Origin of the sequence: Streptomyces griseorubiginosus (assembly GCF_017614965.1) — a bacterium.
Taxonomy (GTDB): Bacteria; Actinomycetota; Actinomycetes; order Streptomycetales; family Streptomycetaceae; genus Streptomyces; species Streptomyces griseorubiginosus_B.
Genome location: NZ_WVUG01000052.1, coordinates 1 through 23,727, shown reverse-complemented (window position 1 = coordinate 23,727; position 23,727 = coordinate 1). Strand labels below are relative to the sequence as shown.

General features: G+C 70.2%; 25 protein-coding genes, 1 pseudogene and 1 riboswitch. Of the genes and pseudogenes, 16 read left to right on the top strand and 10 right to left on the bottom strand.

Annotation, left to right across the window (positions count from 1 at the left end):
• The first annotated feature begins 225 nt into the window (after positions 1 to 225).
• Positions 226 to 360, top strand: coding sequence for a hypothetical protein (locus GRC12_RS46395; RefSeq protein ID WP_280117469.1), 135 nt, complete (start codon positions 226 to 228; stop codon positions 358 to 360).
• A 175-nt stretch (positions 361 to 535) separates the two neighbouring features.
• Here GRC12_RS46395 and GRC12_RS13165 read toward each other — a convergent pair whose 3' ends face one another.
• The gene (locus GRC12_RS13165; protein WP_244372716.1) at positions 536 to 964 is read right to left on the bottom strand and encodes an ATP-binding protein; all 429 of its coding nucleotides are present in this window, start codon (positions 962 to 964) and stop codon (positions 536 to 538) included.
• Between the two features lie 135 nt (positions 965 to 1,099).
• Here GRC12_RS13165 and GRC12_RS13160 point away from each other — a divergent pair, with 135 nt between their 5' ends.
• Entirely contained in the window at positions 1,100 to 1,969 is an 870-nt protein-coding gene (locus GRC12_RS13160) for a helix-turn-helix domain-containing protein (RefSeq protein ID WP_208779411.1), read from the top strand.
• Positions 1,966 to 2,169 (top strand): DUF397 domain-containing protein, encoded by a 204-nt coding sequence (locus GRC12_RS13155; protein ID WP_208779410.1) that lies wholly within the window; start codon positions 1,966 to 1,968, stop codon positions 2,167 to 2,169. The genes GRC12_RS13160 and GRC12_RS13155 overlap by 4 nt, the downstream gene beginning before the upstream one ends.
• Positions 2,170 to 2,230: 61 nt before the next feature.
• On the opposite strand, the gene GRC12_RS13150 is transcribed toward GRC12_RS13155, so the two are convergent.
• The gene (locus GRC12_RS13150) at positions 2,231 to 2,806 is read right to left on the bottom strand and encodes a TerD family protein (protein ID WP_133045677.1); all 576 of its coding nucleotides are present in this window, start codon (positions 2,804 to 2,806) and stop codon (positions 2,231 to 2,233) included.
• A 175-nt stretch (positions 2,807 to 2,981) separates the two neighbouring features.
• On the opposite strand from GRC12_RS13150, the gene arfB reads away from it, so the two are divergent.
• Together arfB and GRC12_RS13140 are read left to right on the top strand one after the other, a co-directional pair.
• Positions 2,982 to 3,422: an alternative ribosome rescue aminoacyl-tRNA hydrolase ArfB gene (arfB, locus tag GRC12_RS13145; protein WP_208779426.1), complete on the top strand. Its 441-nt coding sequence runs from the start codon at positions 2,982 to 2,984 to the stop codon at positions 3,420 to 3,422.
• A 113-nt stretch (positions 3,423 to 3,535) separates the two neighbouring features.
• The gene (locus GRC12_RS13140; protein WP_208779409.1) at positions 3,536 to 4,447 is read left to right on the top strand and encodes a sigma-70 family RNA polymerase sigma factor; all 912 of its coding nucleotides are present in this window, start codon (positions 3,536 to 3,538) and stop codon (positions 4,445 to 4,447) included.
• Here the strand turns inward: GRC12_RS13140 and GRC12_RS13135 are convergent.
• Positions 4,440 to 4,910 carry a GNAT family N-acetyltransferase gene (locus GRC12_RS13135; protein WP_208779408.1) on the bottom strand — a complete coding sequence of 157 codons (471 nt, stop codon included), beginning with the start codon at positions 4,908 to 4,910 and terminating at the stop codon, positions 4,440 to 4,442. The genes GRC12_RS13140 and GRC12_RS13135 overlap by 8 nt on opposite strands.
• Positions 4,911 to 4,966: 56 nt before the next feature.
• Positions 4,967 to 5,551 carry a flavin reductase family protein gene (locus GRC12_RS13130; protein ID WP_208779407.1) on the bottom strand — a complete coding sequence of 195 codons (585 nt, stop codon included), beginning with the start codon at positions 5,549 to 5,551 and terminating at the stop codon, positions 4,967 to 4,969.
• A 302-nt stretch (positions 5,552 to 5,853) separates the two neighbouring features.
• On the opposite strand from GRC12_RS13130, the gene cdgB reads away from it, so the two are divergent.
• A complete protein-coding gene (cdgB, locus tag GRC12_RS13125; RefSeq protein ID WP_208779406.1) occupies positions 5,854 to 7,509 on the top strand; it encodes a diguanylate cyclase CdgB in 1,656 nt (551 codons plus the stop codon).
• Positions 7,510 to 7,641: 132 nt separating this feature from the next.
• Positions 7,642 to 8,574 carry a CBM35 domain-containing protein gene (locus GRC12_RS13120; protein ID WP_208779405.1) on the top strand — a complete coding sequence of 311 codons (933 nt, stop codon included), beginning with the start codon at positions 7,642 to 7,644 and terminating at the stop codon, positions 8,572 to 8,574.
• A 17-nt stretch (positions 8,575 to 8,591) separates the two neighbouring features.
• Here GRC12_RS13120 and GRC12_RS13115 read toward each other — a convergent pair whose 3' ends face one another.
• The 3 genes from GRC12_RS13115 to GRC12_RS13105 all read right to left on the bottom strand — a co-directional run bounded on the left by GRC12_RS13115 (position 8,592) and on the right by GRC12_RS13105 (position 11,725).
• On the bottom strand, positions 8,592 to 9,521 hold the full coding sequence (locus tag GRC12_RS13115; RefSeq protein WP_208779404.1) for a 1-phosphofructokinase family hexose kinase: 930 nt from the start codon (positions 9,519 to 9,521) through the stop codon (positions 8,592 to 8,594).
• Positions 9,522 to 9,608: 87 nt separating this feature from the next.
• On the bottom strand, positions 9,609 to 10,754 hold the full coding sequence (gene nagA / locus GRC12_RS13110; RefSeq protein ID WP_208779403.1) for an N-acetylglucosamine-6-phosphate deacetylase: 1,146 nt from the start codon (positions 10,752 to 10,754) through the stop codon (positions 9,609 to 9,611).
• Positions 10,754 to 11,725: an ROK family protein gene (locus tag GRC12_RS13105; RefSeq protein WP_208779402.1), complete on the bottom strand. Its 972-nt coding sequence runs from the start codon at positions 11,723 to 11,725 to the stop codon at positions 10,754 to 10,756. The genes nagA and GRC12_RS13105 overlap by 1 nt, the downstream gene beginning before the upstream one ends.
• 110 nt (positions 11,726 to 11,835) lie before the next feature.
• Between GRC12_RS13105 and GRC12_RS13100 the strand changes: the two genes are divergently transcribed.
• The 3 genes from GRC12_RS13100 (at position 11,836) to otsB (ending at position 14,308) form a co-directional block, all read left to right on the top strand.
• On the top strand, positions 11,836 to 13,101 hold the full coding sequence (locus GRC12_RS13100; RefSeq protein ID WP_308286542.1) for an ABC transporter substrate-binding protein: 1,266 nt from the start codon (positions 11,836 to 11,838) through the stop codon (positions 13,099 to 13,101).
• 48 nt (positions 13,102 to 13,149) lie between these two features.
• Positions 13,150 to 13,386, top strand: a complete 237-nt coding sequence (locus GRC12_RS13095) for a DUF3263 domain-containing protein (protein WP_208779401.1) — start codon at positions 13,150 to 13,152, stop codon at positions 13,384 to 13,386.
• A gap of 64 nt (positions 13,387 to 13,450) precedes the next feature.
• Positions 13,451 to 14,308, top strand: a complete 858-nt coding sequence (gene otsB, locus GRC12_RS13090) for a trehalose-phosphatase (protein WP_208779400.1) — start codon at positions 13,451 to 13,453, stop codon at positions 14,306 to 14,308.
• On the opposite strand, the gene GRC12_RS13085 is transcribed toward otsB, so the two are convergent.
• Positions 14,296 to 15,693: an alpha,alpha-trehalose-phosphate synthase (UDP-forming) gene (locus GRC12_RS13085; RefSeq protein WP_208779399.1), complete on the bottom strand. Its 1,398-nt coding sequence runs from the start codon at positions 15,691 to 15,693 to the stop codon at positions 14,296 to 14,298. The two genes, otsB and GRC12_RS13085, sit on opposite strands and share 13 nt — an antisense overlap.
• An 84-nt stretch (positions 15,694 to 15,777) precedes the next feature.
• On the bottom strand, positions 15,778 to 16,722 hold the full coding sequence (locus GRC12_RS13080) for a glucosyl-3-phosphoglycerate synthase (RefSeq protein ID WP_208779398.1): 945 nt from the start codon (positions 16,720 to 16,722) through the stop codon (positions 15,778 to 15,780).
• Positions 16,723 to 16,848: 126 nt separating this feature from the next.
• Positions 16,849 to 17,003, top strand: a riboswitch (SAM riboswitch).
• A gap of 18 nt (positions 17,004 to 17,021) precedes the next feature.
• On the opposite strand from GRC12_RS13080, the gene thrC reads away from it, so the two are divergent.
• From thrC to GRC12_RS13050, 6 genes are all read left to right on the top strand, one after another.
• Positions 17,022 to 18,308, top strand: a complete 1,287-nt coding sequence (gene thrC / locus GRC12_RS13075) for a threonine synthase (protein ID WP_208779397.1) — start codon at positions 17,022 to 17,024, stop codon at positions 18,306 to 18,308.
• A 115-nt stretch (positions 18,309 to 18,423) separates the two neighbouring features.
• On the top strand, positions 18,424 to 18,699 hold the full coding sequence (locus GRC12_RS13070; protein ID WP_058924632.1) for a MoaD/ThiS family protein: 276 nt from the start codon (positions 18,424 to 18,426) through the stop codon (positions 18,697 to 18,699).
• A gap of 442 nt (positions 18,700 to 19,141) precedes the next feature.
• Positions 19,142 to 19,348, top strand: a complete 207-nt coding sequence (locus tag GRC12_RS13065) for a cold-shock protein (protein WP_019057200.1) — start codon at positions 19,142 to 19,144, stop codon at positions 19,346 to 19,348.
• 338 nt (positions 19,349 to 19,686) lie between these two features.
• On the top strand, positions 19,687 to 21,309 hold the full coding sequence (gene groL / locus GRC12_RS13060) for a chaperonin GroEL (RefSeq protein ID WP_208779396.1): 1,623 nt from the start codon (positions 19,687 to 19,689) through the stop codon (positions 21,307 to 21,309).
• A 186-nt stretch (positions 21,310 to 21,495) separates the two neighbouring features.
• Positions 21,496 to 22,611, top strand: a complete 1,116-nt coding sequence (locus GRC12_RS13055; protein WP_208779395.1) for an NADH:flavin oxidoreductase — start codon at positions 21,496 to 21,498, stop codon at positions 22,609 to 22,611.
• Between the two features lie 185 nt (positions 22,612 to 22,796).
• Positions 22,797 to 23,390, top strand: coding sequence for a GNAT family N-acetyltransferase (locus GRC12_RS13050; RefSeq protein WP_208779394.1), 594 nt, complete (start codon positions 22,797 to 22,799; stop codon positions 23,388 to 23,390).
• A 77-nt stretch (positions 23,391 to 23,467) separates the two neighbouring features.
• Here the strand turns inward: GRC12_RS13050 and GRC12_RS13045 are convergent.
• Positions 23,468 to 23,727 (bottom strand): annotated as a pseudogene (locus tag GRC12_RS13045) (hypothetical protein); the annotation flags it as partial.

Sequence of the window (23,727 nt, the reverse complement as noted above, 5' to 3'; positions counted from 1 at the left end):
GGTGATTCCGGGTGCCGCCGCGGCGTCCCCTGTGCTGTACTTGGACACAAGGAGGGCCCCCACCCGGACCGGTTGTCCAGGCGGAGGCCTCAGCTCAGCAAGAGCGTGTCGGATGTCCCCAGGCCGTGTGGGGATATCCGGCTACCTGCTGAGCCACCGAAGCAGGTGGGCCCCCGCCGGAGCGCTAACTCCGAACGGGGGCCCGGCTCATCAGGAGCCTGTCGGATGTCCCCAGGACCTGTGGGGATATCCGGCTACCTGCTGAGCCACCAGAGCAGCCACCTCCTCGCGCACTTCGCTGCCCGCTCCGGCAGGAGTCGGATCAGCCGCATGGCGATAGTCGGTTTCTGCTCCTCGTGACCGCCCATCAGGGGGCGTCCTCCCTTCGACGTGAGGCGGCCACTGCACGGTCCCGGGACCGCTCTCGTCGGGCCGGGCCCCGAAGAGGTGGGGCCCGGAGGGAAGGGAGGACGCACCCATCGGGTGCGTCACGGGTCGATCTTACCTGCTGAACTCACCTGCCGTGACGATTCGTTCACGTACGGTGCGCAGCGCACTCCGCCCAGACCGTTTTACGAGGCGGTCGGTCCCGGGTCACTCCCCAGCGCTCGGCGAGAGCGTCCACGAGGAGCAGGCCCCGGCCGGACTCGCCATCGGGAGCGAGTGCTTGCCGGCGGGGCATGCGGTCGCCCCGGGTGTCCGTGACCTCGATACGCAGGGTGGCGCCGACGACGTAGAGCAGGAGTTGGAAGTTCCGGCCGGGTACACGGCCGTGAGTGGCGGCGTTGTTGGCGAGTTCGGCGACGATCAGTGCCGCCGGGTCCAACGGGAGCCCCCAGGCGCGCAGTTGTTCCGTTGCCAGCAGCCGGGCCAGGCGCGCTCCGCGTGGGGTGGGGGACAGCAGGACGCTGAAACTGCGGACGGGGGTGGCGGTTTGCTGATTCACGTCACTCAGCGTGGCCATGTGCGCCTACCGTGAACAGTGACGACGCCGTTGCGTACGGTGACTGTCCGGAGCTTGTCCGGTGGTGTCCGGGCTGTCCGCGGCGGTTGTAGGGGTAGGGCGTCGGGAGGCGGCGATGTGGCGGAGGGGTGCGGAATGTCGGTGGACACGGGGCGGCTCAAGACCGAGGCGGACGAGCCGGGTTGGGAGGTGGACCCGGACGACGAGTGGGGTGTCGCCGTCATCGCGACCGTCGGGCGCCAGATCAAGCTGCGCCGGGAGGCGGTCGGCATGCGCGCCGCCGACTTCGGGACGGCGGTGGGGTACGGCGAGGATCTCGTCTACAAGATCGAGGGCGGCAAGCGGATTCCCCGACAGGAGTATCTGGACAGGGCGGACGAGGTGCTGGGCGCGGGTGGGCTGATCTCGGCGACCTGGGAGGACGTGAAGAAGGTCCGGTACCCGAAGAAGGTTCGGGAGCTGGGGAAGCTGGAGGCCATGGCGGTCGAGATCGGCGTGTATGAGTGCAACAGCGTGCATGGGTTGTTGCAAACGCCGGATCACGCCAGGGCGGTGATCTCAGCGGCTCAGCCGCCCTACTCGCCGGACGATGTGGAACGCATGGTCACGGCTCGCTTGGCTCGGCAATCCGTCTTCGAACGCGATCCGGCTCCGTCGATCCACTTCGTGCTGGAAGAAGCGGCGCTACGGCGTCCTATCGGAGGCACAATGGTGTGGCGACGGCAGCTCGAACACCTGCTTGAAGTCGGCCGGTTGCACAACGTCGTACTTCAGGTGATGCCGTTGAACTGCGAGGTTCATTCCGGCTTGGACGGGACGATCGAGGTGCTGAAGTTCCCGGACGGTACGGCCGTGGGGCGCTCCGACGGCGCGTTCAACGGCCGCCCGACATCAGACCCGAAACAGCTGCGCATCCTTGAGCTGCGGTATGGCACCATCCGGGCGCAGGCTCTCTCACCAGGGGAGTCATTGGCCCGCATCGAGCAACTGCTGGGAGAAACATGATCCGCAAGCCCGCTGCCGAGGACGCCCCTGAACTGGCGTGGTTCAAAAGCAGCTACAGCAGCGGCAATGACGGCAACTCCTGCGTCGAGATCGCCATAGCACCCCGCACGATCCACGTCCGCGACTCCAAGCAGAACACCACGGGCCCCCGACTGACCTTCACCCCCACCACCTGGACCGCCTTCGTGTCCCAGGCGTGACGCCGGAGCCCCCGGCCGCGGCGAACCGCAGCCAAGGGGCTCCCGCTCAGCGCAGCGTGCGTCAGACGTTGACGCCGAAGTCCTGGGCGATGCCGACCAGGCCGGACGCGTAGCCCTGGCCGACCGCGCGGAACTTCCACTCCGCGCCGTTGCGGTACAGCTCGCCGAAGACCATCGCCGTCTCCGTGGCCGCGTCCTCGGAGAGGTCGTAGCGGGCGATCTCGGCGCCGCCGGCCTGGTTGACGATGCGGATGTAGGCGTTGCGGACCTGGCCGAAGTTCTGCGAGCGGGTCTCCGCGTCGTAGATGGAGACGGGGAAGACGATCTTGTCGATGTCGGCCGGGAGGGCCGCCAGGTTGACGTTGATCGCCTCGTCGTCGCCCTCGCCCTCGCCCGTGCGGTTGTCGCCGGTGTGGACGATGGTGTTGTCCGGGGTCTGCTTGTTGTTGAAGAAGACGAAGTGGGCGTCCGAGTAGACCTTGCCCTGCGCGTTGACCGCGATGGCGGAGGCGTCGAGGTCGAAGTCCGTGCCGGTGGTGGTGCGGACGTCCCAGCCGAGGCCCACGGTGACGGCGGTCAGGCCCGGAGCCTCCTTGGTGAGCGAGACGTTGCCACCCTTGGACAGGCTTACAGCCATGGTTGGGAGTCCTTTCCCTCGTGTGCGTACGGCGCGGTACCGCGTACGGGCTTGAAGCTACAGCTACCCGTATGAACGCCACGAGGGGTACGGAAGGTTCCAGCTCTCTTTACTTTCTTTACCGAACTTCGGGTGAACGTTAATCGCGTGACGTGTGCCGGTCAGACGCGCGACCATAGGGGACATGTCCGGTCCCTACCTCATCCGCGGCTCCGTCTCGCTTCCCGAGGCCGAGCTCATGTGGCGTTTCTCGCGGTCGTCGGGGCCGGGAGGCCAGCACGTCAACACCAGTGACTCCCAGGTGGAGCTGCGCTTCGACCTGGCCAACACCGAGGCGCTGCCCGGGGTGTGGAAGGCGCGGGCGCTGGAGCGGCTGGCCGGCCGCCTGGTCGACGGCGGCGTGGTCGTCGTACGCGCGTCCGAGCATCGCTCGCAGTGGCGCAACCGTGAGACCGCCGCCGTACGGCTGGCCGCCCTGCTCGCCGAGGCGAGCGCGCCGCCGCCGAAGCCGCGCCGGCCCACCCGGATTCCGCGCGGGATCAACGAGCGGAGGCTGCGGGAGAAGAAGCAGCGGTCCGAGACGAAGCGGGGGCGGTCCGGCCGGGACTGGGGATAGGCCCCGGGCGGGAAAAGCACGCTTGGCGCATTCGTAGAACGTCCTCTGTCACATACGGGCCCCTCCGTTCGTCATGTCGTCGACAGCGGACCGGGGTGTGAGGAGTGACGAGTATGGACGCCAGCGAATTTCCCGCAGGGGCGGCCCGTAATGCCGAGGCCGGTAATGCGGACGGGAATGAATTCCTCGCCCGGCGCTTCGAATCCCACCGGAGCCATCTGCGGGCCGTCGCCTACCGCATGCTCGGGTCGGCCGCCGAGGCCGACGACGCGGTGCAGGAGGCCTGGTTCCGGCTGAGCCGTACCGACGCCGGGCGGGTGGACAACCTCGGCGGCTGGCTGACGACCGTGGTGGGCCGGGTCTGCCTGGACATGCTGCGCTCGCGCAAGTCCCGCGCGGAGGAGCCGCTGGAGACGCACGCGCGCGTGGCGGAGGTCTCCGCCGCCGACCCCGAGCGGGACGCGCTGCTCGCGGACTCCGTGGGGGTCGCGCTGCTGGTCGTCCTGGAGACGCTGACGCCCGCGGAGCGGCTGGCGTTCGTGCTGCACGACCTCTTCGCGGTGTCCTACGAGGAGGTCGCGGACATCGTCGGGCGCAGCCCCGTGGCGGCGCGGCAGCTGGCCAGCCGGGCGCGTCGGCGGGTGCAGGGGGCGCAGGCTCCGGACACCGACCGGGTACGGCAGCGGAGGGTCGTGAACGCCTTCCTGGCGGCCGCGCGGGAGGGGAACTTCGAGGCGCTGGTGGAGCTGCTGGACCCGGACGTCGTCGCCCGCACCGAGGTGGGTGTGACCACCGGCGCGGTCGCGGTGGCCAGGGGCGCCTCCAGCTTCCGGCACTTCGGCTACTTGGCCCGCCCCGCCCTGATCGGCGGCCGTACGGGCCTCGCGGTGTACGTGGAGGGGGAGCTGGACCGTACGCTCGCCTTCACGTTCGTACGGGACCGGATCGCGGTGATCGAGATCGTGACGGACCACGCGCGCGTGGCCGAGCAGGACGTAGAGCTCGTGGAAGAGGGCCCTAGGTGAGATCCAGCACACCGACGGTCTGACCACCGCTCGTCTCGCCCGTGGTGCGGAAGCCGAGGCCCAGGTAGAAGCCCTCCGGGCCGTCGGGGCCGGGGTGCCATGTGACATAGCACTGTTTCCCGCCCCGGCGGCGGATCTCCTCTGCCACCGACGCGACCGCGAACCGCCCGTATCCGCGCCCCTGTTCACCGGCCGCGATGTTCAGCCGCCACAGCCCCGAGCGGAAGAGCGTGCCGTCCTGGTTCCAGTCGATGTCGAAGAAGGCCATCAGGAAGCCGACGGCCCGGTCACCGTCGACGATCAGCCGGGGCCAGGCGACGTCCGGGGGACGGACGTAGGCCTCGGCGAGGGAATGGGCGACCGGCGCGACCGCGTGCTCCTGGTCGGGCCGGACGTGGACGGTGAGGGCGGTCTCCAGGTTGGCGGTGGTGATCTGTTCGAGGCGGGGGCCGGTCGTCGTCATGCGCGCACCCTAGGAGCGGGCCACGCGCGTGTGCCACGGATTTTGCGTGCCGCGGGTCAGCCCAACTGACGGTAGCGGCCCCGGAAGTACGTCAGCGGCCCCCCGTCCGCGCTCGGTACGTCCGCCGTCAGGACGCGGCCGATCACCAGGGTGTGGTCGCCGGCGATCACCCGCTGCTCGGTGCGGCACTCCAGGGTCGCCAGGGCGCCGCCCACCAGGGGTGCCCCGGTCGCCTTGCCGCGGACGTACGGGATGTCCTCGAAGAGCAGGCGGTCGCTGATGCGGCCCTTCATGGCGAAGCGGCCGGCGATGTGGCGCTGGCTCTCGGAGAGGACCGAGACCCCCCACAGGGGCTGTTCCTCGAGCAGGTCGTCCATGCGGGCGCCGGTGCGCAGGCTGACCAGCACCAGGGGCGGGTCGAGGGAGACCGACAGGAAGGCCGTCGCCGTCATGCCGACGTCCTCGCCGGCCGGCGCCGACGGGTCGTCGGGGTCCAGCGGCGGCTCCTGCGCGGTCACCAGGACCACGCCCGCGGCCAGCCGGGACATGGCGGCGCGGAACTCGTCGTTGCTCACCCCCTCAGCATGCCCGGCGGGCGACGGGACAGTGATCGGGGACGTGGCAAGGGATGTGTTCGGCACGCTCGAAACGCTAATCTCCCGTCGCCGCCGGCCGCATCGGGCGTCGGGCCGAGGCCGGACCTAGGACCACCGGCGGAGTTCGCCACATAACCAAAGTTCGCGTCCAGTAAACGCACAGGAAAAACGCAGAAACCCCACTCAATTGTTCATCTTTCGCTGTGACTTGAGTCACAAGAGGCGGGAATTGTTGACCCTGTGTACCGAGTGGGCAGCGCGCTGTGATTCAGTGGCGGGGAAGCTGCCAGAACGATACGCCGATGAGAACCCTTGATTCGCTGCGAGGTCTCGGGGGGAGGGCGAGTATGGAGACCGAGTCGGAGCCCTACGTCCGTCTTGCGACTCTGCGACAACTGCACCAGGTCATGGCCGATATGAACACGGCCCGCAGCCTGGCGGACACACTGCAGACCGTCGCCGACGGTGTGGTCAACGGCCTCGGTTACGAGCTGGCGTGCGTCAACCTGGTCCGCCCCGACGGCGACCTCGTCGTCGCCGCCTTCGCCGGCAACGCCGCGGCCGAGGCGCTGATCACCGGCCGGGTGGGCTCCCGCGAATCCTGGGAGCGCCGCCTGACCATGGGTGAGCACTGGGGCGACCTGGTCTTCATACCGCACACCGAGGGCTGGGTCCTCGACGACGACGACGTCCCGCAGTGGTACACCGACGGGCCCGCGCCCCGCTTCGAGGACGAGTGGCACCCCGCCGACCGGCTGTTCGCGCCCATGTACACGCCGGGCGTGCCGGGCGGCTCCTGCGGCGAGCTGATCGGCGTGCTGTCCGTGGACCGGCCGCGCAACGGCCGCCGACCGGGCGCATGGGGACGCGAAGCGCTCCAGATGTACGCGTTCCAGGCCGCGATCGCGATCAGCAACGCACGGCTGCGCGCCAACATGCAGCGTGCACTGGTCAGGCTCGAAAGGGAGCAGCAGGCCCTCAGGGCGAGCGAGGAGAGCTTCCGGCAGGCCTTCGAGTACGCCCCCTCGGGCATGGCCATCGCCGAGATGGGCGGCGACCAGCACGGGCGAATACTGCGCACCAACGACGCCCTGTGCCGGCTGCTGGGCCGCCCCGCCTCCGCGATGCGCCGTTACTCCTTCTCCGACCTCGTCCACCCCGAGGACATAGGCACCCTGCTGCGGACCTCCGCCGAGGGCGGGCGCGCGGAGCTGCGCCTCGGCCGCCGGGACGGCACCTACGTCTGGGTCTCCCTGCGCAACTCCGTCGTCGCGGACGCCGCCGACGGCCCCCGCTTCCTGCTCACCCACGTCGAGGACATAGAGGAGCGCAAGCGCCGCGAGCTGCATCTCGCCCACCGCGCCTCCCACGACTCCCTCACCGGCCTGCCGAACTCCGCCGAGCTCCGCTCGCGCCTGTCCTCCCGCCTGTGCCAGCGGCCCGCCCACCCGGGCGCCCTGGAGTCCCTGGACGCGGCCTACGGCCACCCCGCCTTCGACGCGAACGGCCACGGCTTCGACTTCCGGCCGGGCGGCGCCGAGATGTTCGACGGCTACGACCACCATGTGCACACCGTCGCCCCCGAGGGCGAGCGCGACGACGGCACCAAGGGGCTCGCGGTGCTCTTCTGTGACCTCGACGGCTTCAAGTCGATCAACGACCGGTTCGGGCACAACGCGGGCGACGCGGTGCTCATCGAGGTCGCCCGGCGGCTGTCCCGGGGGGTGCGCGACGGTGACACCGTGGCGCGTCTCGGCGGCGACGAGTTCGTGGTCCTCGCCGACGGGCTCGGCCGGGCCGACGCCCAGGACCTCGCCGTACGGCTGCGCAACGAGATCATCCAGCCCATCCGGGTCGACGGGCGGGCCATGCGGGTGGGCGCCAGCTTCGGCATCGGATGGGCACACTGCGGCATGACCGCGGACGAAGTGTTGAAGTCCGCCGACGAGCGGATGTACGTAGAGAAACGATCTCGTCCCAAACAGCACCGACGAGCGGGATGATCCCCCAGGTCAGGGGGCACATCCGCGGGACGATGCGATCCGAGTCACCCGTTTGGGGCATGGAGAGCGGGTAGGCTCGCCATTCTGACCCCACGTATCGCACCGACCCGCACCCGCTAGGAGTACCAAGGGATGACGTCCGGCAACAACGGCGCCAGCACGCCCGAGGACGACGACCCGTTCGGCTACCTCTACGCCGATGGGCAGGCCAACGGCGCCCAGCCGCCGTCCGGTGGTTACGGCTACCCGAACTCCGTCAACCGGGTGCGTTCGGTCGGCCAGCGCCAGTACGGGCAGCCGGCTCCGACGCAGCAGCAGACCGCCGCGTACGGTCAGGTGCCGCAGCAGCAGGGTGCGTACGGCCAGCCGAGCGCCCACTACGCGGCTCCCGAGACCTTCCCCGGCGGCGGCGCCCCGACGGCCCCGCAGCAGCCGGCGTCCCGGGCTGCGGGCGGCGGCCGCAGCGGTGGTCCCAACACCAAGGGGCTGCTGATCGGCGCGATAGCGGTGGTCGCCGCGGTGGTCATCGGCATCGGCGTGGCGATGATGGGCGGGGACGACTCGGACAACAAGGCGAGCGGCGACTCCACGCCGACGACGTCGACGTCCCAGAGCGCTCAGCCGAGTAAATCGGCGACCGCCAGCGCGTCGGCCGCTCTCCCGAAGACCGACGCGAAGGACCTCCAGCTCGGGGGTGGCGCGACCACGGCCTCGGACGTCAAGGGGGCCAAGTCGGACGGCGGGACCTACGTGACGGGGTTCAACAATGTCGGCGCTTCGATCACCTGGACCGTCGACATCCCGAAGGCCGGCTCGTACCGCCTCTACGTGCAGTACAGCATCCCCGCCGTGGACGCCAACGCGACGCTGACGGTCAACGGCAAGCCCAACCAACAGCCGCTCGGCATGAAGAACTTCATCAAGTCGTCGGACACCGACCTGGCGAAGAACTGGCAGTCCACCTGGGCTCCGGTGACCTTGACCAAGGGCACCAACACCCTGACCCTCTCCTGCGGCCAGGGCAACCAGTGCAACGCCCTGATCGACCAGCTCTGGGTGCAGTAGGGCTCAGACGGCGGCCGTCACGCTGCCCGTGTCTCCTCTTCCACCGCGACCCGCCCCACCAGCTCCTCGTACGTCCCGCGGTCGAAGTCGCCCGCCGTCGGGGCCAGTACCGTTGCCGCTGACAGGGCGACCGCTCGGGACAGGCGGGCCGGCCAAGGGAGTTGTTCGACCAGGCCGGACAGGAGGCCCGCCACCGCGGAGTCGCCGGCGCCGGTCGGGTTGCCGTGGAGGTGGGTCGGTGGGGTGGCCCGCCAGCGGCCCTCCGGGGTGGCCGCGAGGAGGCCGTCCGAGCCGAGGGAGGTGACGACCGCCGTCGCTCCTCGTCGGCGGGCGTCCTGGGTGGCGCGCAGCGGTTCGTGGGAGCCGGTGAGTTCGGCCAGTTCGTCGGCGTTCGGTTTGATCAGGTCGGGGCGGGCGGCCACACCCCGGCGCAGGGGCTCGCCGCTCGTGTCGAGGAGTACGGGGACCCCGGCGGACCGGGCGAGGCGGATCAGGACCGCGTACGCCCCCACCGGCACCCCCGGCGGCAGGCTGCCGCACAGGGCCACCGCCGACATGGAGGGCAGCAGGTCCTCGAACACGTCCTGGAAGGCCGACCACTCGGAGGGCGTGACCGTCGGGCCCGGTTCGTTGAGCTGGGTCGTGTCGCCGGAGGTCGTGTCGACGACGGCGATCGTGCGCCGGGTCGGGCCGGCGACGGGGACGAGTGCGTCCACCAGTCCGGGCGTGGCGGTCAGTTGCTCCTGCACCGTGCGGCCGGTCGCGCCGCCCGTGAAGCCGGTGACCGTCACCTCATGGCCGAGGGCCGCCAGCACCCGGGCCACGTTCAGGCCCTTGCCGCCGGGGCGTTCCGTCACGTCGGTCACCCGGTGCGAGGTGTGCGGACGCAGCGCCCGGACGCGGTACGTGATGTCGAGAGCGGTGTTCAGTGTGACCGTGAGGATCACCTGGGCCGACCTCCCCCGGAGAAAGACATGCAGAACGTGGTCGTCCTATTTTCACAGGACGACCGTCGCTCCCAACAGCCGGACACATCACCCCAGTTGCGGATCGACCACCCATTCACCCCGCCGCATCACGCCTTTGAGGTCGAATTGATGGTCAAGAACCACCAGGTCGGCGTCCTTGCCGGCCGCCAGCGAACCGATCCGGTCGTCCATGCCGAGCAGCCGGGCCGGGTTCGCCGAGATCGCGGCCACCACGTCCTCGACGGACAGCCCGTCCACGGTGACCGCCCGCTTGAACGCACGGTCCAGCGTGAGCGTCGACCCGGCGATGGAGCCGCCCTCCACCAGCCGCGCCACGCCCTCGCTGACCTCGACCTCCAGGGGGCCCAGCATGTAGCGCCCGTCGCCGAAACCAGCCGCGTCCATCGCGTCCGTGATGAAGGCGACCCGGCCCGCGCCGGCGTGGTGGAAGGCCAACTGGAGCGAGGCCGGATGCAGATGGGTCCCGTCGTCGATGAGCTCGACCGTGATCCGCTCGTCCTCCAGAAGGGCGGTGATCGGACCCGGGGCACGGTGACCGATCGGCGGCATCGCGTTGAACAGGTGCGTCGCGACCGTCGCCCCCGCGTCGATCGCCTCCACGGTCTGCTCGTACGTGGCGTCCGTGTGACCGATCGCCGCGATCACCCCCTGCTCGGCGAGCAGCCGTACGGAGTCGATGCCTCCGGGGAGTTCGGTCGCGAGGGTGACCATCTTCGCCCTGCCGCGCGCGGCGTCGACCAGCTTGCGGACCGCCGCGGGGTCGGGGTCGCGCAACAGTTCCTCGGAGTGGGCCCCCTTGCGGCAGGGCGAGATGAAGGGGCCCTCGAAGTGGATGCCGGCGATGTCACCCTGCTCGGCGAGTTCGCTCAGCAGCCCGGCCCGCTGGGCGAGGAAGTCCATGTCACCGGTGACCGTCGAGGCCACGAGGGTGGTCGTGCCGTGCAGCCGGTGGGTGTGGATGCCGTGCAGCACCTCGTCGACCGTGCCCGAGGTGAAGGACGCCCCACCCCCGCCATGGTTGTGGATGTCGACGAACCCCGGCACCAGCCAGTGTCCCGATACGTCGACGACCTCGGCGTTCTCCGGAGCCGTGGCCGCGATCCGCGTGCCCTCGACGACGACCCGGCCGTCCTGGACGACCCCCGAAGGCAGCACCACCCGGGCACCGGCGAGAACCTTGGTAGAACCCATCAGGTGGTTACCTCCGTGCGGTCGGTTGTGGTGCGGTCGGTTGTCGTGAGGTCGGTTGAGTCGAGGAGGTCCCAGGCCAGCAGCCCGGCGCCGAGACAGCCCGCCGCGTCCCCCAGCGCCGCGGGGACGATCGACGGCAGCTTCTGGAAGGTCACCCGGCGCCCGACGGCCTCCCGCAGCGGTGTGAACAGGGTTTCCCCCGCCTCCGCGAGTCCGCCGCCGATGATCAGCGTGCGCGGGTCCAGCAGGGTGAGGGCGGTGACCAGGCCGTCGGCGAGCGCGTCGACCGCCTCCTGCCAGACCCGGACGGCGTTCGGGTCGCCGGACGCGACGGCCTTCGCGCAGTCGGCGGCATCCGCGCCGGGGTCACCGGCCGCGGCGGCCCAGGCCTCGCTGACGGCCGCCGCGGAGGCGTACCGCTCCAGGCAGCCGGCCTGACCGCACGGACAGGGGGCGCCCCCGGGCCGTACGACGATGTGACCGATCTCGCCCGCGAAGCCGTGCGCGCCCGCCTCCACCCGGCCCGCGATGCCGATGGCGCCCGCGATGCCGGTGCCGAGGGGGACGAAGAGGAAGCGGTCCGCGCCCCGGCCCGCGCCGATCCGGCCCTCCGCGAGCCCGCCGGTGCGCACGTCGTGGCCGAGGGCGACGGGCACGCCGAGCCGCCGGGACAGCAGGTCGCGCAGGGGTACGTCCCGCCAGCCGAGGTTGGCCGAGTACGCGGCCACGCCCCGCGGCTCGTCGACGATGCCCGGGACGGCCACGCCGGCCGCGGTGGCGGGTTCGCCGAAGCGGTCGGCGCCGTGGGCGCGCAGCTCGGCGGCGAAGTCGAGGATGCCCTCGACCACGGCGTCCGGGCCGCGTTCGCGTCCGGTCGCCCGGCGGGCCTGGTGCAGCAGCTCGCCGCCGGCGCCGACGAGCGCGGCCTTCATCCCGGTTCCGCCCACATCGAGGGCGATGACATGTCTCACGGGATGTAGTGTGACCCGCTGACCCGCGAGAGGTCTAGTCCACTTACGTGGTGTAGACCTTAAAACGGTCCACATATTGAACGGCGAGACAGTTGGGGCGTGGCATAGCAGTGCAGCGGCGCAGGACGGGAACGGTCGCGGCGGTCGCCGCGCTGGGGATGACGGCGGCCCTGGGCGGCTGCGGTGTCACCGGCGGTTCGGGAGACGTGACCCTGAGACTGGTCGCGGCGGACTACGGCGACTCCGCCGCCAACAGCTCGCAGAAGTACTGGGACCGGCTGGTCGAGGAGTACGAGGCGAAGCACGCCGGTGTGAAGATCGACGTCACCGTCTACTCCTGGAACGACGTCGACCGCAAGGTCAAGGAGATGGTCGACGACGGCAAGGCGCCCGACCTGGCGCAGATCGGCGCGTACGCCGACTACGCCGACAAGGGCCTGCTCTACTCGGCGGACGACCTGCTCTCCATCAGCACCCAGGCCGACTTCGCCTCCCAGCTGGCCACCGCCGGGCAGGTCAAGAGCGTGCAGTACGGGATGCCGTTCGCGGCCTCCACCCGGCTGCTGTTCTACAACAAGACCCTCTTCAAGAACGCCGGGCTCAGCGCGCCGAAGACCTGGAAGCAGCTCGCCGCCGACGCCGAGGTGCTCAAGGCGCGGGGCGTGACGTACCCGTACGCGCTGCCGCTCGGGCCGGAGGAGGCGCAGGCCGAGACCATGCAGTGGATGCTCAGCGGCGGGGGCGGCTACACCGACACCGTCGGCACGTACGGCATCGACTCGGCGGAGAACGTCGCCACCCTCAACTGGCTCAAGGACGACCTGGTCGGCAAGGGGCTGACCGGTCCGGTGGCGCCGGGCAAGCTCAACCGGGCCGACGCGTTCGCGGCCTTCGCGAAGGGGGAGGTCGGCATGCTCAACGGGCACCCCTCGCTGATGAAGATCGCCGCGAAGAAGGGCGTGAAGTTCGGCATGGTGCCGATGCCCGGCGCAGACGGGCCGAGCACGACGGCGATGGGTGTGGCCGACTGGATGATGGCCTTCAAGAAGAACGGCCACGCCGAGCAGGTCGGTGACTTCCTGGACTTCGTCTACAGCGAGAAGAACGTTCTCGCCTTCTCCCGCGAGTACGACCTGCTGCCGGTCACCAACTCCGCGTCCGACGCGATGAGCGGCGACCAGCGGGACGCCGCGCTCAAGCCGTTCCTGGACGAGCTTCCGCAGTCCGAGCTGCCGCCGGTCGGCAAGACGTCCTGGGCGGCGGTCAGCGCGGCGGTCAAACAGCGCATAGGCCAGGCGGTCGCCCCGGACGGCAGCCCGGCGGCCGTCCTCGGCCAGCTGCAGTCCACGGCGACCAGGGCGGAGAGCTCCGACTAGGCCCCTGGCCGGGGTCGGTTGTCAGTGGCGGGCGCTACGGTTCGTCGCATGGACCGGGAAGAGCAGCTGGGGGAGCGCGAGCGGGCCGTCCTCGCCCTGGAACGCCGGGGTTTCACGGGTCCCGGCGCGAAGGAGCGGGCGATACGGGAGGAGCTGGGGCTCGCCCCGGTCCGCTACTACCAGCTGCTCAACGCCCTCCTGGACGACGAGCGCGCCTTGGCCCACGACCCGGTGACGGTGAACAGACTGAGAAGGGTGCGCGATCAGCGACGGTCGGAACGCTGAGCGTCCCCGCCCGCCTCCAGCGATCGCCGCGCATGTCTTGCCGCATCCCGGTTAGGGTCGCCGTATGGGCACCCATACGGACACGGACCCCCTGCCGACGCCCGTCACCCGGGCTGGGCGGGACGGACTCGGTGCGATTCTCGCCAATCCCGCGAAGGCCGTGATCGGCCTCGACTTCGACGGGACGCTCGCCCCGATCGTCGCGGATCCCGAGCAGGCCCGCGCCCACCCCGACGCCGTTCCCGCGCTGGCGCGGCTCGCCCCGAAGGTGGCCGCGGTCGCGGTCGTCACCGGGCGCCCGGCGCAGGTGGCCGTCCGGCACGGCGGCTTCGCGGGCGTGCCGGGGCTGGAGCACCTGGTCGTCCTCGGCCACTACGGCGCCGAGCGCTGGGACGCCGTGAGCGGCGAGGTCACGGCCCCCGCGCCGCACCCCGGGGTCGCCGCCGTCCGTGCCGAACTGCCCGGGTTCCTCGACCGGGCCGGCGCGGGGCAGGCGCAGGGCACCTGGATCGAGGAGAAGGGCCGCGCGCTCGCCGTGCACACCCGCCGCGCGAGCGACCCGCAGGCGGCGTTCGAGGCGTTGCGCGGGCCGCTGGGCGACCTCGCGGCACGGCACGGCCTGATCGTGGAGCCCGGCCGGCTGGTGCTGGAACTCCGCCCCCCGGGCATGGACAAGGGCGTGGCCCTGAGTGAGTACGTCCGTGAGATCTCCGCCGGGGCCGTCCTCTACGGCGGCGACGACCTGGGCGACCTCCCGGCCTTCGGGGCGGTGGAGAAGCTGCGCTCCGACGGGGTGCCCGGACTGCTGGTGTGCAGCGGGAGCGACGAGGTCACGGAGCTGAGGGAGAGGGCGGACCTGGTGGTCGACGGCCCGGCCGGGGTCGTACGCCTGCTGTCCGCCCTCGCGGCTCAACTCGGCTGATCCACCAGCGCGTTCAGCTGGTCCAGGAACCACTGCGCCGGCGGCAGCGCGGTGGCGGCCGCCGCCAGCCGCTTGCTGTGCTCGGCCCGCTCCTCCGCCGGCAGGGTCAGCGCCGTGTGCAGCGCCTCCGCCGTGCCGATCACGTCGTACGGGTTCACCGTGATCGCGTCCTCGCCCAGCTCGGCGTGGGCGCCGGCCTCGCGGGACAGCACCAGGACGCAGCCGTCGTCGGAGACGACCGGAACCTCCTTGGCGACCAGGTTCATGCCGTCACGGATGGGGTTGACGAGGGCCACGTCGGCCAGGCGGTAGGCGGCCAGCGAGCGCGCGAAGTCGTCCTTCACGTGCAGCACGACCGGCGTCCAACCGGGCGTCCCGTACCGGGAGTTGATCTCCTCCGCCAGCCGCTGCACCTCGGCGGTGTAGTCGCGGTACACGGCGAGGTCCTGCCGGGAGGGGTAGGCGAAGGCCACGTGCACGACCCGCTCCCGCCACTCCGGGTGGTCGTCGAGCAGCTGCCGGTAGGCCAGCAGCCCGCGCACGATGTTCTTCGACAGCTCGGTCCGGTCGACCCGCACGATCGTCTTCCGCCCGGCCCCGATCTCCTCCCGCAGGGCCGCCATCCGCTCGTCGACGTCGGCCTCGTGCGAGCGCCGGCGCAGGAAGTCCGCGTCCGCCCCGAGCCCGTGCACGCCGACCTCGGTGTTCCCGGGCCCGCCCACCAGTTCCGTACAGCACGCCGTGAAGGCGTCCGCCCAGCGCCGGGTCAGGAAACCGAGACGGTCGGCGCCGAGCATGCCGCGCAGCACCTGCTCGGCGATGTCGTCCGGCAGCATCCGGAAGTAGTCCGCCGGCGCCCACGGCGTGTGCGAGAAGTGACCGATCCTGAGGTCCGGACGCAGCTCCCGCAGCATCCCCGGCACCAGCGTCAGGTGGTAGTCCTGCACCAGCACCGCCGCGCCCTCGGCCGCCTCCTCGGCCAGCGCCTCGGCGAACGCCCGGTTGTACGTCTCGTACGACGCCCACTGCCGCCGGAACTCCGCGTCGAAGACCGGCTCCAACGGGGTCTGGTACAGCATGTGGTGGACGAACCAGAGCACCGAGTTGGCGATGCCGTTGTAGGCGTCGGCGTGCACGTCGGCCGGGACGGCGAGCATGCGCACGCCCTCCTCGCCGACGCCCTGCCGTACCGCCTCCCGGTCGCCGTCGGACAGTGCGGAGCACACCCACAGGGCGCCCGCGTCGGGCCCGATCGCCGACAGACCGGAGACCAGCCCGCCGCCGCCCCGTTTGGCGGCCAGCGAACCGTCCTCCTGTACCTCGTACGAGACCGGGCCGCGGTTGGACGCGACCAGCACCTGATGAGCGCCGTGCGTGGAAGCCATACGCCTCAACCTAGCCCGGCCCGGAAACACTCAAACGTATGGCCGGTTCACGGCCTCGCCCCGTATACGGCCCGCTCCGCGGGGTTACGCGACCTTGCGCTCCGCGTACTCCGCGATCTCCACCATGGGCGGCCGCTCCTCGGTGTCCACCGAATAGGTGCGCGGCTCGAAGCCGTCCTCGCCCCGCTCGAACTGGGTGAGGGAGGGACGGATGAGGTGGCCGCGGGCGAGCCGGAGCTGGGCCGTGCGGTAGATGGCCGCGGCCATGCGGCCCAGGGCCTGTCCGTCCTGGTGCCGGTGCTTGCGGACGCCGACGTCGACCTGGGCGAGGGCGTCGAGGCCGACCAGGTGCAGGGCGTCGACCAGCATGCCGAGCTCCACGCCGTAGCCGACGGGGAAGGGCAGCTGTTCCAGCAGGCTGCGCCGGGCCGCGTATTCGCCGCCGAGCGGCTGGACGAAACCGGCCAGTTGCGGCCAGTGCATGTTGAGCAGCGGGCGGGCCATGAGTTCGGTGACCCGGCCGCCCTGGCCCCTCGCGCCGCCGAGCGGGCGGTCGTACATGCCCTTGACCAGGTCGATCCCCGGGTCGGTGAGCAGCGGGCCGACGATGCCGGAGACGAAGTCGGAGGAGAACTCCTTCAGGTCGGCGTCGATGAAGCAGACGATGTCCCCGGTGGTGACCAGCAGCGAGCGCCACAGCACCTCGCCCTTGCCGGGGACGGCCGGGAGGCGGGGCAGGATGTCGTCGCGGTGGACGACCCGCGCGCCGGCCGACGCGGCGACCGCCGACGTGCGGTCGGTGGAGCCGGAGTCGACGACCACGATCTCGTCGACCAGGGGGACCTGCTGCATCAGGTCGTGACGGATGATCGCGACGATGTCGCCGACCGTCTCCTCCTCGTTCAGCGCGGGCAGCACGACGGACACCGTCCGGCCCGTGCGTTGTTTTGCGGCCAGGATCTGGTGGAGCGGTCGGTCGGTGACGGACCAGGAGCGGGTGCTCAGCCAGCGCTCGACTTCTTCCAGCACGTAGGCGGCTCCTCACTTGTCTCGCGGTTCGGACGACTCTCTCAACTGTCCTGGCCTTCGGTTACAGTCTTGAACAACGTCGATGACCATCGCATGTCCGAGGTCATTGAACGTACAACCGAATACCGCTCATCCAGAGGGGCAGAGGGACACGGCCCGATGAAGCCCCGGCAACCCTCCAGCCGGTCTCGTAGATCGACGTTGATCATTCCGCGAGGCTCCCGGCTAGGGAAGGTGCCAAATCCGTCTCACGGCGAGATGCGTCGTGAGGAAGATGAGGAGAAAGGGCCTCGCCTCACATGGCTGCGCAGACTGTTGCAAGCACCACCGACTCCCGGACCGTCGACCTCGGTCCCGCCGCGGCGCTGAGCTGCCGCGAATGCGGCCACCGGGTACCGCTCGGCCCGGTCTTCGCCTGCGAGGAGTGTTTCGGCCCGCTCGAGATCGCGTACGACTTCTCGGCCTACGACACCGAGGAACTCCGCAAGCGGATCGAAGCGGGACCTTCGAACATCTGGCGTTACGCGCCGCTGCTGCCCGTCCCGGCGGACGTGGCCACCAAGCCGAACATCAACCCCGGCTGGACCAAGCTCGTCAAGGCCGACAACCTCGCCCGCGAGCTGGGCGTGACCGGCGGCCTGTACGTCAAGGACGACTCCGGCAATCCGACGCACTCCTTCAAGGACCGTGTCGTCGCCCAGGCCCTGGAGGCCGCGCGCGCCTTCGGCTTCACCACCCTCTCCTGCTCCTCCACCGGCAACCTCGCGGGCGCGGTCGGCGCCGCCGCCGCCCGGGCCGGCTTCCGCTCCTGCGTGTTCATCCCGCACGACCTGGAGCAGGGCAAGGTCGTCATGGCCGCGGTCTACGGCGGTGAGCTCGTCGGCATCGAGGGCAACTACGACGACGTGAACCGCTTCTGCTCCGAGCTGATCGGCGACCCGGCCGGCGAGGGCTGGGGCTTCGTCAACGTCAACCTGCGGCCGTACTACGCGGAGGGCTCCAAGACCCTGGCGTACGAGATCTGCGAGCAGCTCGGCTGGAAGCTGCCCGACCAGCTGGTGGTGCCGATCGCCTCCGGATCGCAGCTGACGAAGATCGACAAGGGGCTGCAGGAGCTGATCAGGCTCGGGCTCGTCGAGGACAAGCCGTACAAGATCTTCGGCGCGCAGGCCGAGGGGTGCAGCCCGGTCTCCGTCGCGTACAAGGCGGGGCACGACGTGGTCCGGCCGCAGAAGCCGAACACCATCGCCAAGTCGCTGGCCATCGGCAACCCGGCGGACGGCCCGTACGTCCTGGACATCGCGCGGCGTACCGGCGGGGCGGTGGAGGACGTGAACGACGAGCAGATCGTCGACGCGATCAAGTTGCTCGCCCGGACCGAGGGCATCTTCGCGGAGACCGCCGGCGGGGTGACCGTCGGCGTGACGAAGAAGCTGATCGAGGACGGTGTGCTGGATCCGAGCCTCACCACCGTCGTCCTCAACACCGGCGACGGGCTGAAGACCTTGGACGCGGTGGCCGGCACGGGGCTCACCGCGACGATCCGCCCGAACCTGGAGTCCTTCCGGGAAGCTGGGCTGGCGTAAGCAGGTAATTGTTCGTCTGCGGGCCGCGGGGGCTGGTCGCGCCCACGCGGCGGCCGCACATCCAACCCAGCCTCGCGCCCCTTACGGGGCGCCGTCCTGACCGGAGGTCATCAGCATGAGCGTCAACGTCCGCATCCCCACCATCCTGCGCACCTACACCGGCGGTCAGGCCGAGGTGAGCGCCGAGGGCGCGACCCTGGCCGAGGTCATCGCCGATCTGGAGAAGAACCACACGGGGATCGCCGCCCGGGTCCTCGACGACCAGGGCAAGCTGCGGCGGTTCGTCAACGTGTACGTCAACGACGACGACGTGCGGTTCGAGCAGGGGCTGGAGACGGCCACGCCGGACGGTGCGGGTGTCTCGATCATTCCCGCGGTCGCCGGTGGCTGACCGGATGACCGATCATTACCGTCGGTAACAGCGATTACCGAGTGTTCATCGAATTGCCTCCTCCGTGAGAGAAACGGAGGGGGCAATTCTGCATGGTTGAGCACGGTACAGTTGGGGAACCTGCTGCCTCCCGCATGCCGAACGCATATGAGTACCGCCTCCGGATGCGATGAGAAGTAGCCAAAGTGTGCACGTCTTTTGCGTCTTATGCGCCCTTTATGGGGCCCGACTTGCCCTGAATTCGGGCGAATTCTCACTACATTCCGGACCCCTGACGTCCAGAATTCTCGTCCGATTGACCTGTTGCAGACGGCAGTTGGACAGATACATTCAGCCGCGGTCGACGCGTTCCGGCGCACGCCCCCAAACCGTGGGGGGTGAGGTCTGACCCGGACCCGCGAAGTGCGGGTCTGTGCAAGGGCCAGTAATAGGGGAGTTAGGCATGGCTCAGGGCACCGTCAAGTGGTTCAACGCGGAGAAGGGGTACGGCTTCATCGCGGTCGACGGTGGTGCGGATGTTTTCGTCCACTACAGCGCCATCCAGATGGACGGGTACCGCACCCTGGAAGAGGGCCAGCGGGTCGATTTCGAGATCTCGCAGGGTCAGAAGGGGCCGCAGGCGGACATGGTCCGACTCGCGACCAGCTGAAGCACGCGCCGGGTAGATCGCAGCGTCGTTCTTCTGTTTTCTTCGAAGGGCTCGTACCCCATGGGGAGTCATGGGTACGGGCCCTTCGGCATGTCTGCGTCAGGTGGCCCCGGATCCCCTGCGAGACCTGCCCAGTACCCGGGAGGCGCTTGCACTCGGCAGGGGCGAGTGCTAATCATTGGCGTTAGCACTCTGAAGGTGAGAGTGACAAAGAAGGACCGGGTCGGTGAGGCCCGCAGGCCGGGTGGGGCAAGGAACCCACGGGTCGGCGAGCCGTCCGTCGCGGGCGCGGGCGCGGTCCGAAGGAATCACCCCCAGTCCTGGAGGGACCACTTCACATGGCCAAGATCATCGCGTTCGACGAGGAGGCGCGGCGCGGCCTCGAGCGCGGCATGAACCAGCTCGCGGACGCCGTGAAGGTGACGCTCGGCCCCAAGGGCCGCAACGTCGTCCTCGAGAAGAAGTGGGGCGCCCCCACGATCACCAACGATGGTGTCTCCATCGCCAAGGAGATCGAGCTCGAGGACCCGTACGAGAAGATCGGCGCCGAGCTGGTCAAGGAAGTCGCCAAGAAGACGGACGACGTCGCCGGTGACGGTACGACCACCGCGACCGTGCTCGCCCAGGCCCTGGTCAAGGAGGGCCTGCGCAACGTAGCCGCCGGCGCCAACCCGATGGCCCTCAAGCGCGGTATCGAGAAGGCCGTCGAGGCCGTCTCCGGTGCCCTGCTCGAGCAGGCGAAGGATGTCGAGACCAAGGAGCAGATCGCCTCCACGGCCTCCATCTCCGCCGCCGACACCCAGATCGGCGAGCTCATCGCCGAGGCCATGGACAAGGTCGGCAAGGAAGGCGTCATCACCGTCGAGGAGTCCCAGACCTTCGGTCTGGAGCTCGAGCTCACCGAGGGTATGCGCTTCGACAAGGGCTACATCTCGGCGTACTTCGCCACCGACATGGAGCGTATGGAGGCCGTCCTCGACGACCCGTACATCCTGATCGCCAACTCCAAGATCTCCGCGGTCAAGGACCTGCTCCCGCTCCTGGAGAAGGTCATGCAGTCGGGCAAGCCGCTGCTGATCATCGCCGAGGACGTCGAGGGCGAGGCCCTGTCGACCCTGGTCGTCAACAAGATCCGCGGCACCTTCAAGTCCGTCGCCGTCAAGGCCCCGGGCTTCGGCGACCGCCGCAAGGCCATGCTCGGCGACATCGCCATCCTCACGGGCGGCGAGGTCATCTCCGAGGAGGTCGGCCTCAAGCTGGAGAACGCCACCCTCGACCTGCTGGGCAAGGCCCGCAAGGTGGTCATCACCAAGGACGAGACCACCATCGTCGACGGTGCCGGCGCCAGCGACCAGGTCGCCGGCCGCGTGAACCAGATCCGCGCCGAGATCGAGAACAGCGACTCGGACTACGACCGCGAGAAGCTGCAGGAGCGCCTGGCGAAGCTCGCCGGCGGTGTCGCGGTCATCAAGGCCGGTGCCGCCACCGAGGTGGAGCTCAAGGAGCGCAAGCACCGCATCGAGGACGCCGTCCGCAACGCGAAGGCCGCCGTCGAGGAGGGCATCGTCGCCGGTGGTGGCGTGGCCCTGCTGCAGGCCTCCCAGGTCTTCGAGAAGCTGGAGCTCGAGGGTGACGAGGCGACCGGCGCCCAGGCCGTGAAGCTCGCGCTCGAGGCGCCGCTGAAGCAGATCGCCGTCAACGCCGGCCTCGAGGGCGGCGTCGTGGTGGAGAAGGTCCGCAACCTCACCCCGGGTCACGGCCTCAACGCCGCGACCGGCGAGTACGTCGACCTGGTCAAGGAAGGCATCATCGACCCGGCGAAGGTGACCCGCTCTGCCCTGCAGAACGCCGCCTCCATCGCCGCGCTCTTCCTCACCACCGAGGCCGTCATCGCCGACAAGCCGGAGAAGGCCGCCGCGCCCGCCGGTGGCGGCATGCCGGGCGGTGACATGGACTTCTGATCGGCCTCGGGGCCTCGGTCCCGGTTGATCAACGTCCTTACGGAGGGCGGCACTTCCTGCTCCGGCAGGGGGTGCCGCCCTTCGGCGTGTCCGGGGTCACAGGGCAGCCGGAAATGCCGTGACGCGTGGGGCGGTTGACGCTGAGGCAGTGTTTATGCGTATGCACATACCGAGAGGTTTCCCCGCGTGACCACCACCTCCCGCGCCGCCGAGATCCTGTCCCGGCCCACCGCGATCAACGGCCTGACCGTCCCCAACCGCATCGTGATGGCGCCGATGACCCGCCAGTTCTCCCCGGGCGGAGTCCCCGGCGAGGACGTCGCGTCGTACTACTCCCGCCGGGCCGCCGCCGGGGTCGGTCTGATCGTCACCGAGGGCACCTACGTCGGCCACGAGTCGGCCGGGAGCAGCGACCGCGTCCCGCGCTTCCACGGTGAGGAGCAGCTCGCGGGCTGGCAGAAGGTCGCCGAGGCGGTGCACGCGGCGGGCGGCACGATCGTGCCGCAGCTGTGGCACATCGGCATGGTGCGCGAGCAGGGTCAGGCGCCGTACGCCGACGCGCCCGCCGTCGGTCCCTCCGGCATCCGCCTCGACGGCACCGAGGGCAAGGGCGCCGCGATGACCCAGCGCGACATCGACGACGTCATCGGCGCGTTCGCCGAGGCCGCGGCCGCGGCGGAGCGCATCGGGTTCGACGGCGTGGAGCTGCACGGCGCGCACGGCTACCTGATCGACCAGTTCCTGTGGGCCGGCACCAACCGGCGTGGCGACGCGTACGGCGGTGACCGGGTCGCCCGTACGAAGTTCGCGGCGGAGATCGTGGCGGCCGTACGGGAGACGGTGTCGCCGGAGTTCCCGGTCATCTTCCGGTACTCGCAGTGGAAGTCGGACAACTACGACGCGCGGCTCGCCGAGACGCCGGAGGAGCTGGAGGCGGTGCTCGCGCCGCTGGCCGCGGCCGGCGTCGACGCGTTCCACGCGTCCACGCGCCGCTACTGGCTGCCCGAGTTCGAGGGCGCCGACCTGAATCTGGCCGGGTGGACGAAGAAGCTGACCGGCAAGCCGGCGATCACGGTGGGCTCGGTCGGTCTCGACGGGGACTTCATCCGCGGCTTCGCGGGCGAGGGTTCGCCGGTCCGCGGCATCGACGACCTGCTGGACAGCCTGGAGCGGGAGGAGTACGACCTGGTCGCCGTCGGCCGGGCGCTGCTCCAGGACCCCGAGTGGGCGACGAAGGTGCTGGCCGGCCGCTTCGAGGAGCTCCGCCCCTACGACGCGACGGCGCTGCGCTCGCTGAGCTGACGCCGGGGGCGATCCGGTGGGGCGCACGTCCCTGGGACCAGAAGCATGGACCAGAAGCAGGGGACCAGAAAGATGGGACCAGAAACATGGGACCAGACATGGGACTTGGAGCCTGGGACCTTGAGCGGCGGACCTTGAGCGGCGGACCAGGGACCGCGCCCCCCGGACGGGTGGAGGATGACCGCATGACCTTCGCCCGCTCCGCCGCGCCCTCCGACGTCGACGGCATCGTCGCCACCTTCACCTCCGCCTTCCTCCATGACCCCGTGTGGGGACCGGCCTTCCCCGACGAGGGGCGGCGGGCGGAGCAGGCGGCCGTGATGTGGCGGATCTACGCCATCTCCGCCCTGCGCTACCCCTGGACCCTGGTGACCCCGGACGTCGAGGCCGCCGCCCTGTGGATCCCGCCGGGCGGTGTCGAGCTGACGCAGGACGAAATGGACGGTCTGGAGGGGCGGTTGGCCGAGGCCACCGACCCCGTCACCGCCCGGGGGATCATGGAGGTCGGGGAGCTGTTCGAGGAGGCGCACCCGGCCGAGCCGTTCTTCCACCTCACCATCCTCGGCACCCACACCGATCACCGGGGCAAGGGCCTCGGGATGGGCCTGCTGTCCGAAAGCCTCGCCCGCATCGACGAGTTGGGCGCGCCCGCCTACCTGGAGTCGACCAATCCCGCCAATCTCGAGCGGTACGAGAGCGTCGGCTTCACCGCCCGGGACCGGATCACCCTCCCCGGCGGCCAGGTGGTGACGACGATGTGGAGGCCGGGGGCGGCCTGATGGTGCGCGGTTCGTTGCTTCAAGCAAGCTCTCTGGGCTTGAGCGGGTAGCCGAGCCGTGTTGCCCCTTCTCCGGCCCTAGAGGTTCCCCAGCGGCTCGATGTCGACGTGCACCGGGGTGCCCCACACCCGCAGCACCTCGTAGTCGGTGAACTCGTGCACGAGCCGGTACGCCATGGCGGGGCGCGGCCCGCGACGCTGGGCGGCGAGATACAGCTCGGCCTCGCGCCGGTCCCGCCTCGGGGTGCCGCACAGCTGCCACGCCTGCCCGTTCCACGCCTCCGGCAGCCAGCGTTGCTGGGGCTGGGGGCGGTCGGCGCTGACGCCGTAGCGGGAGG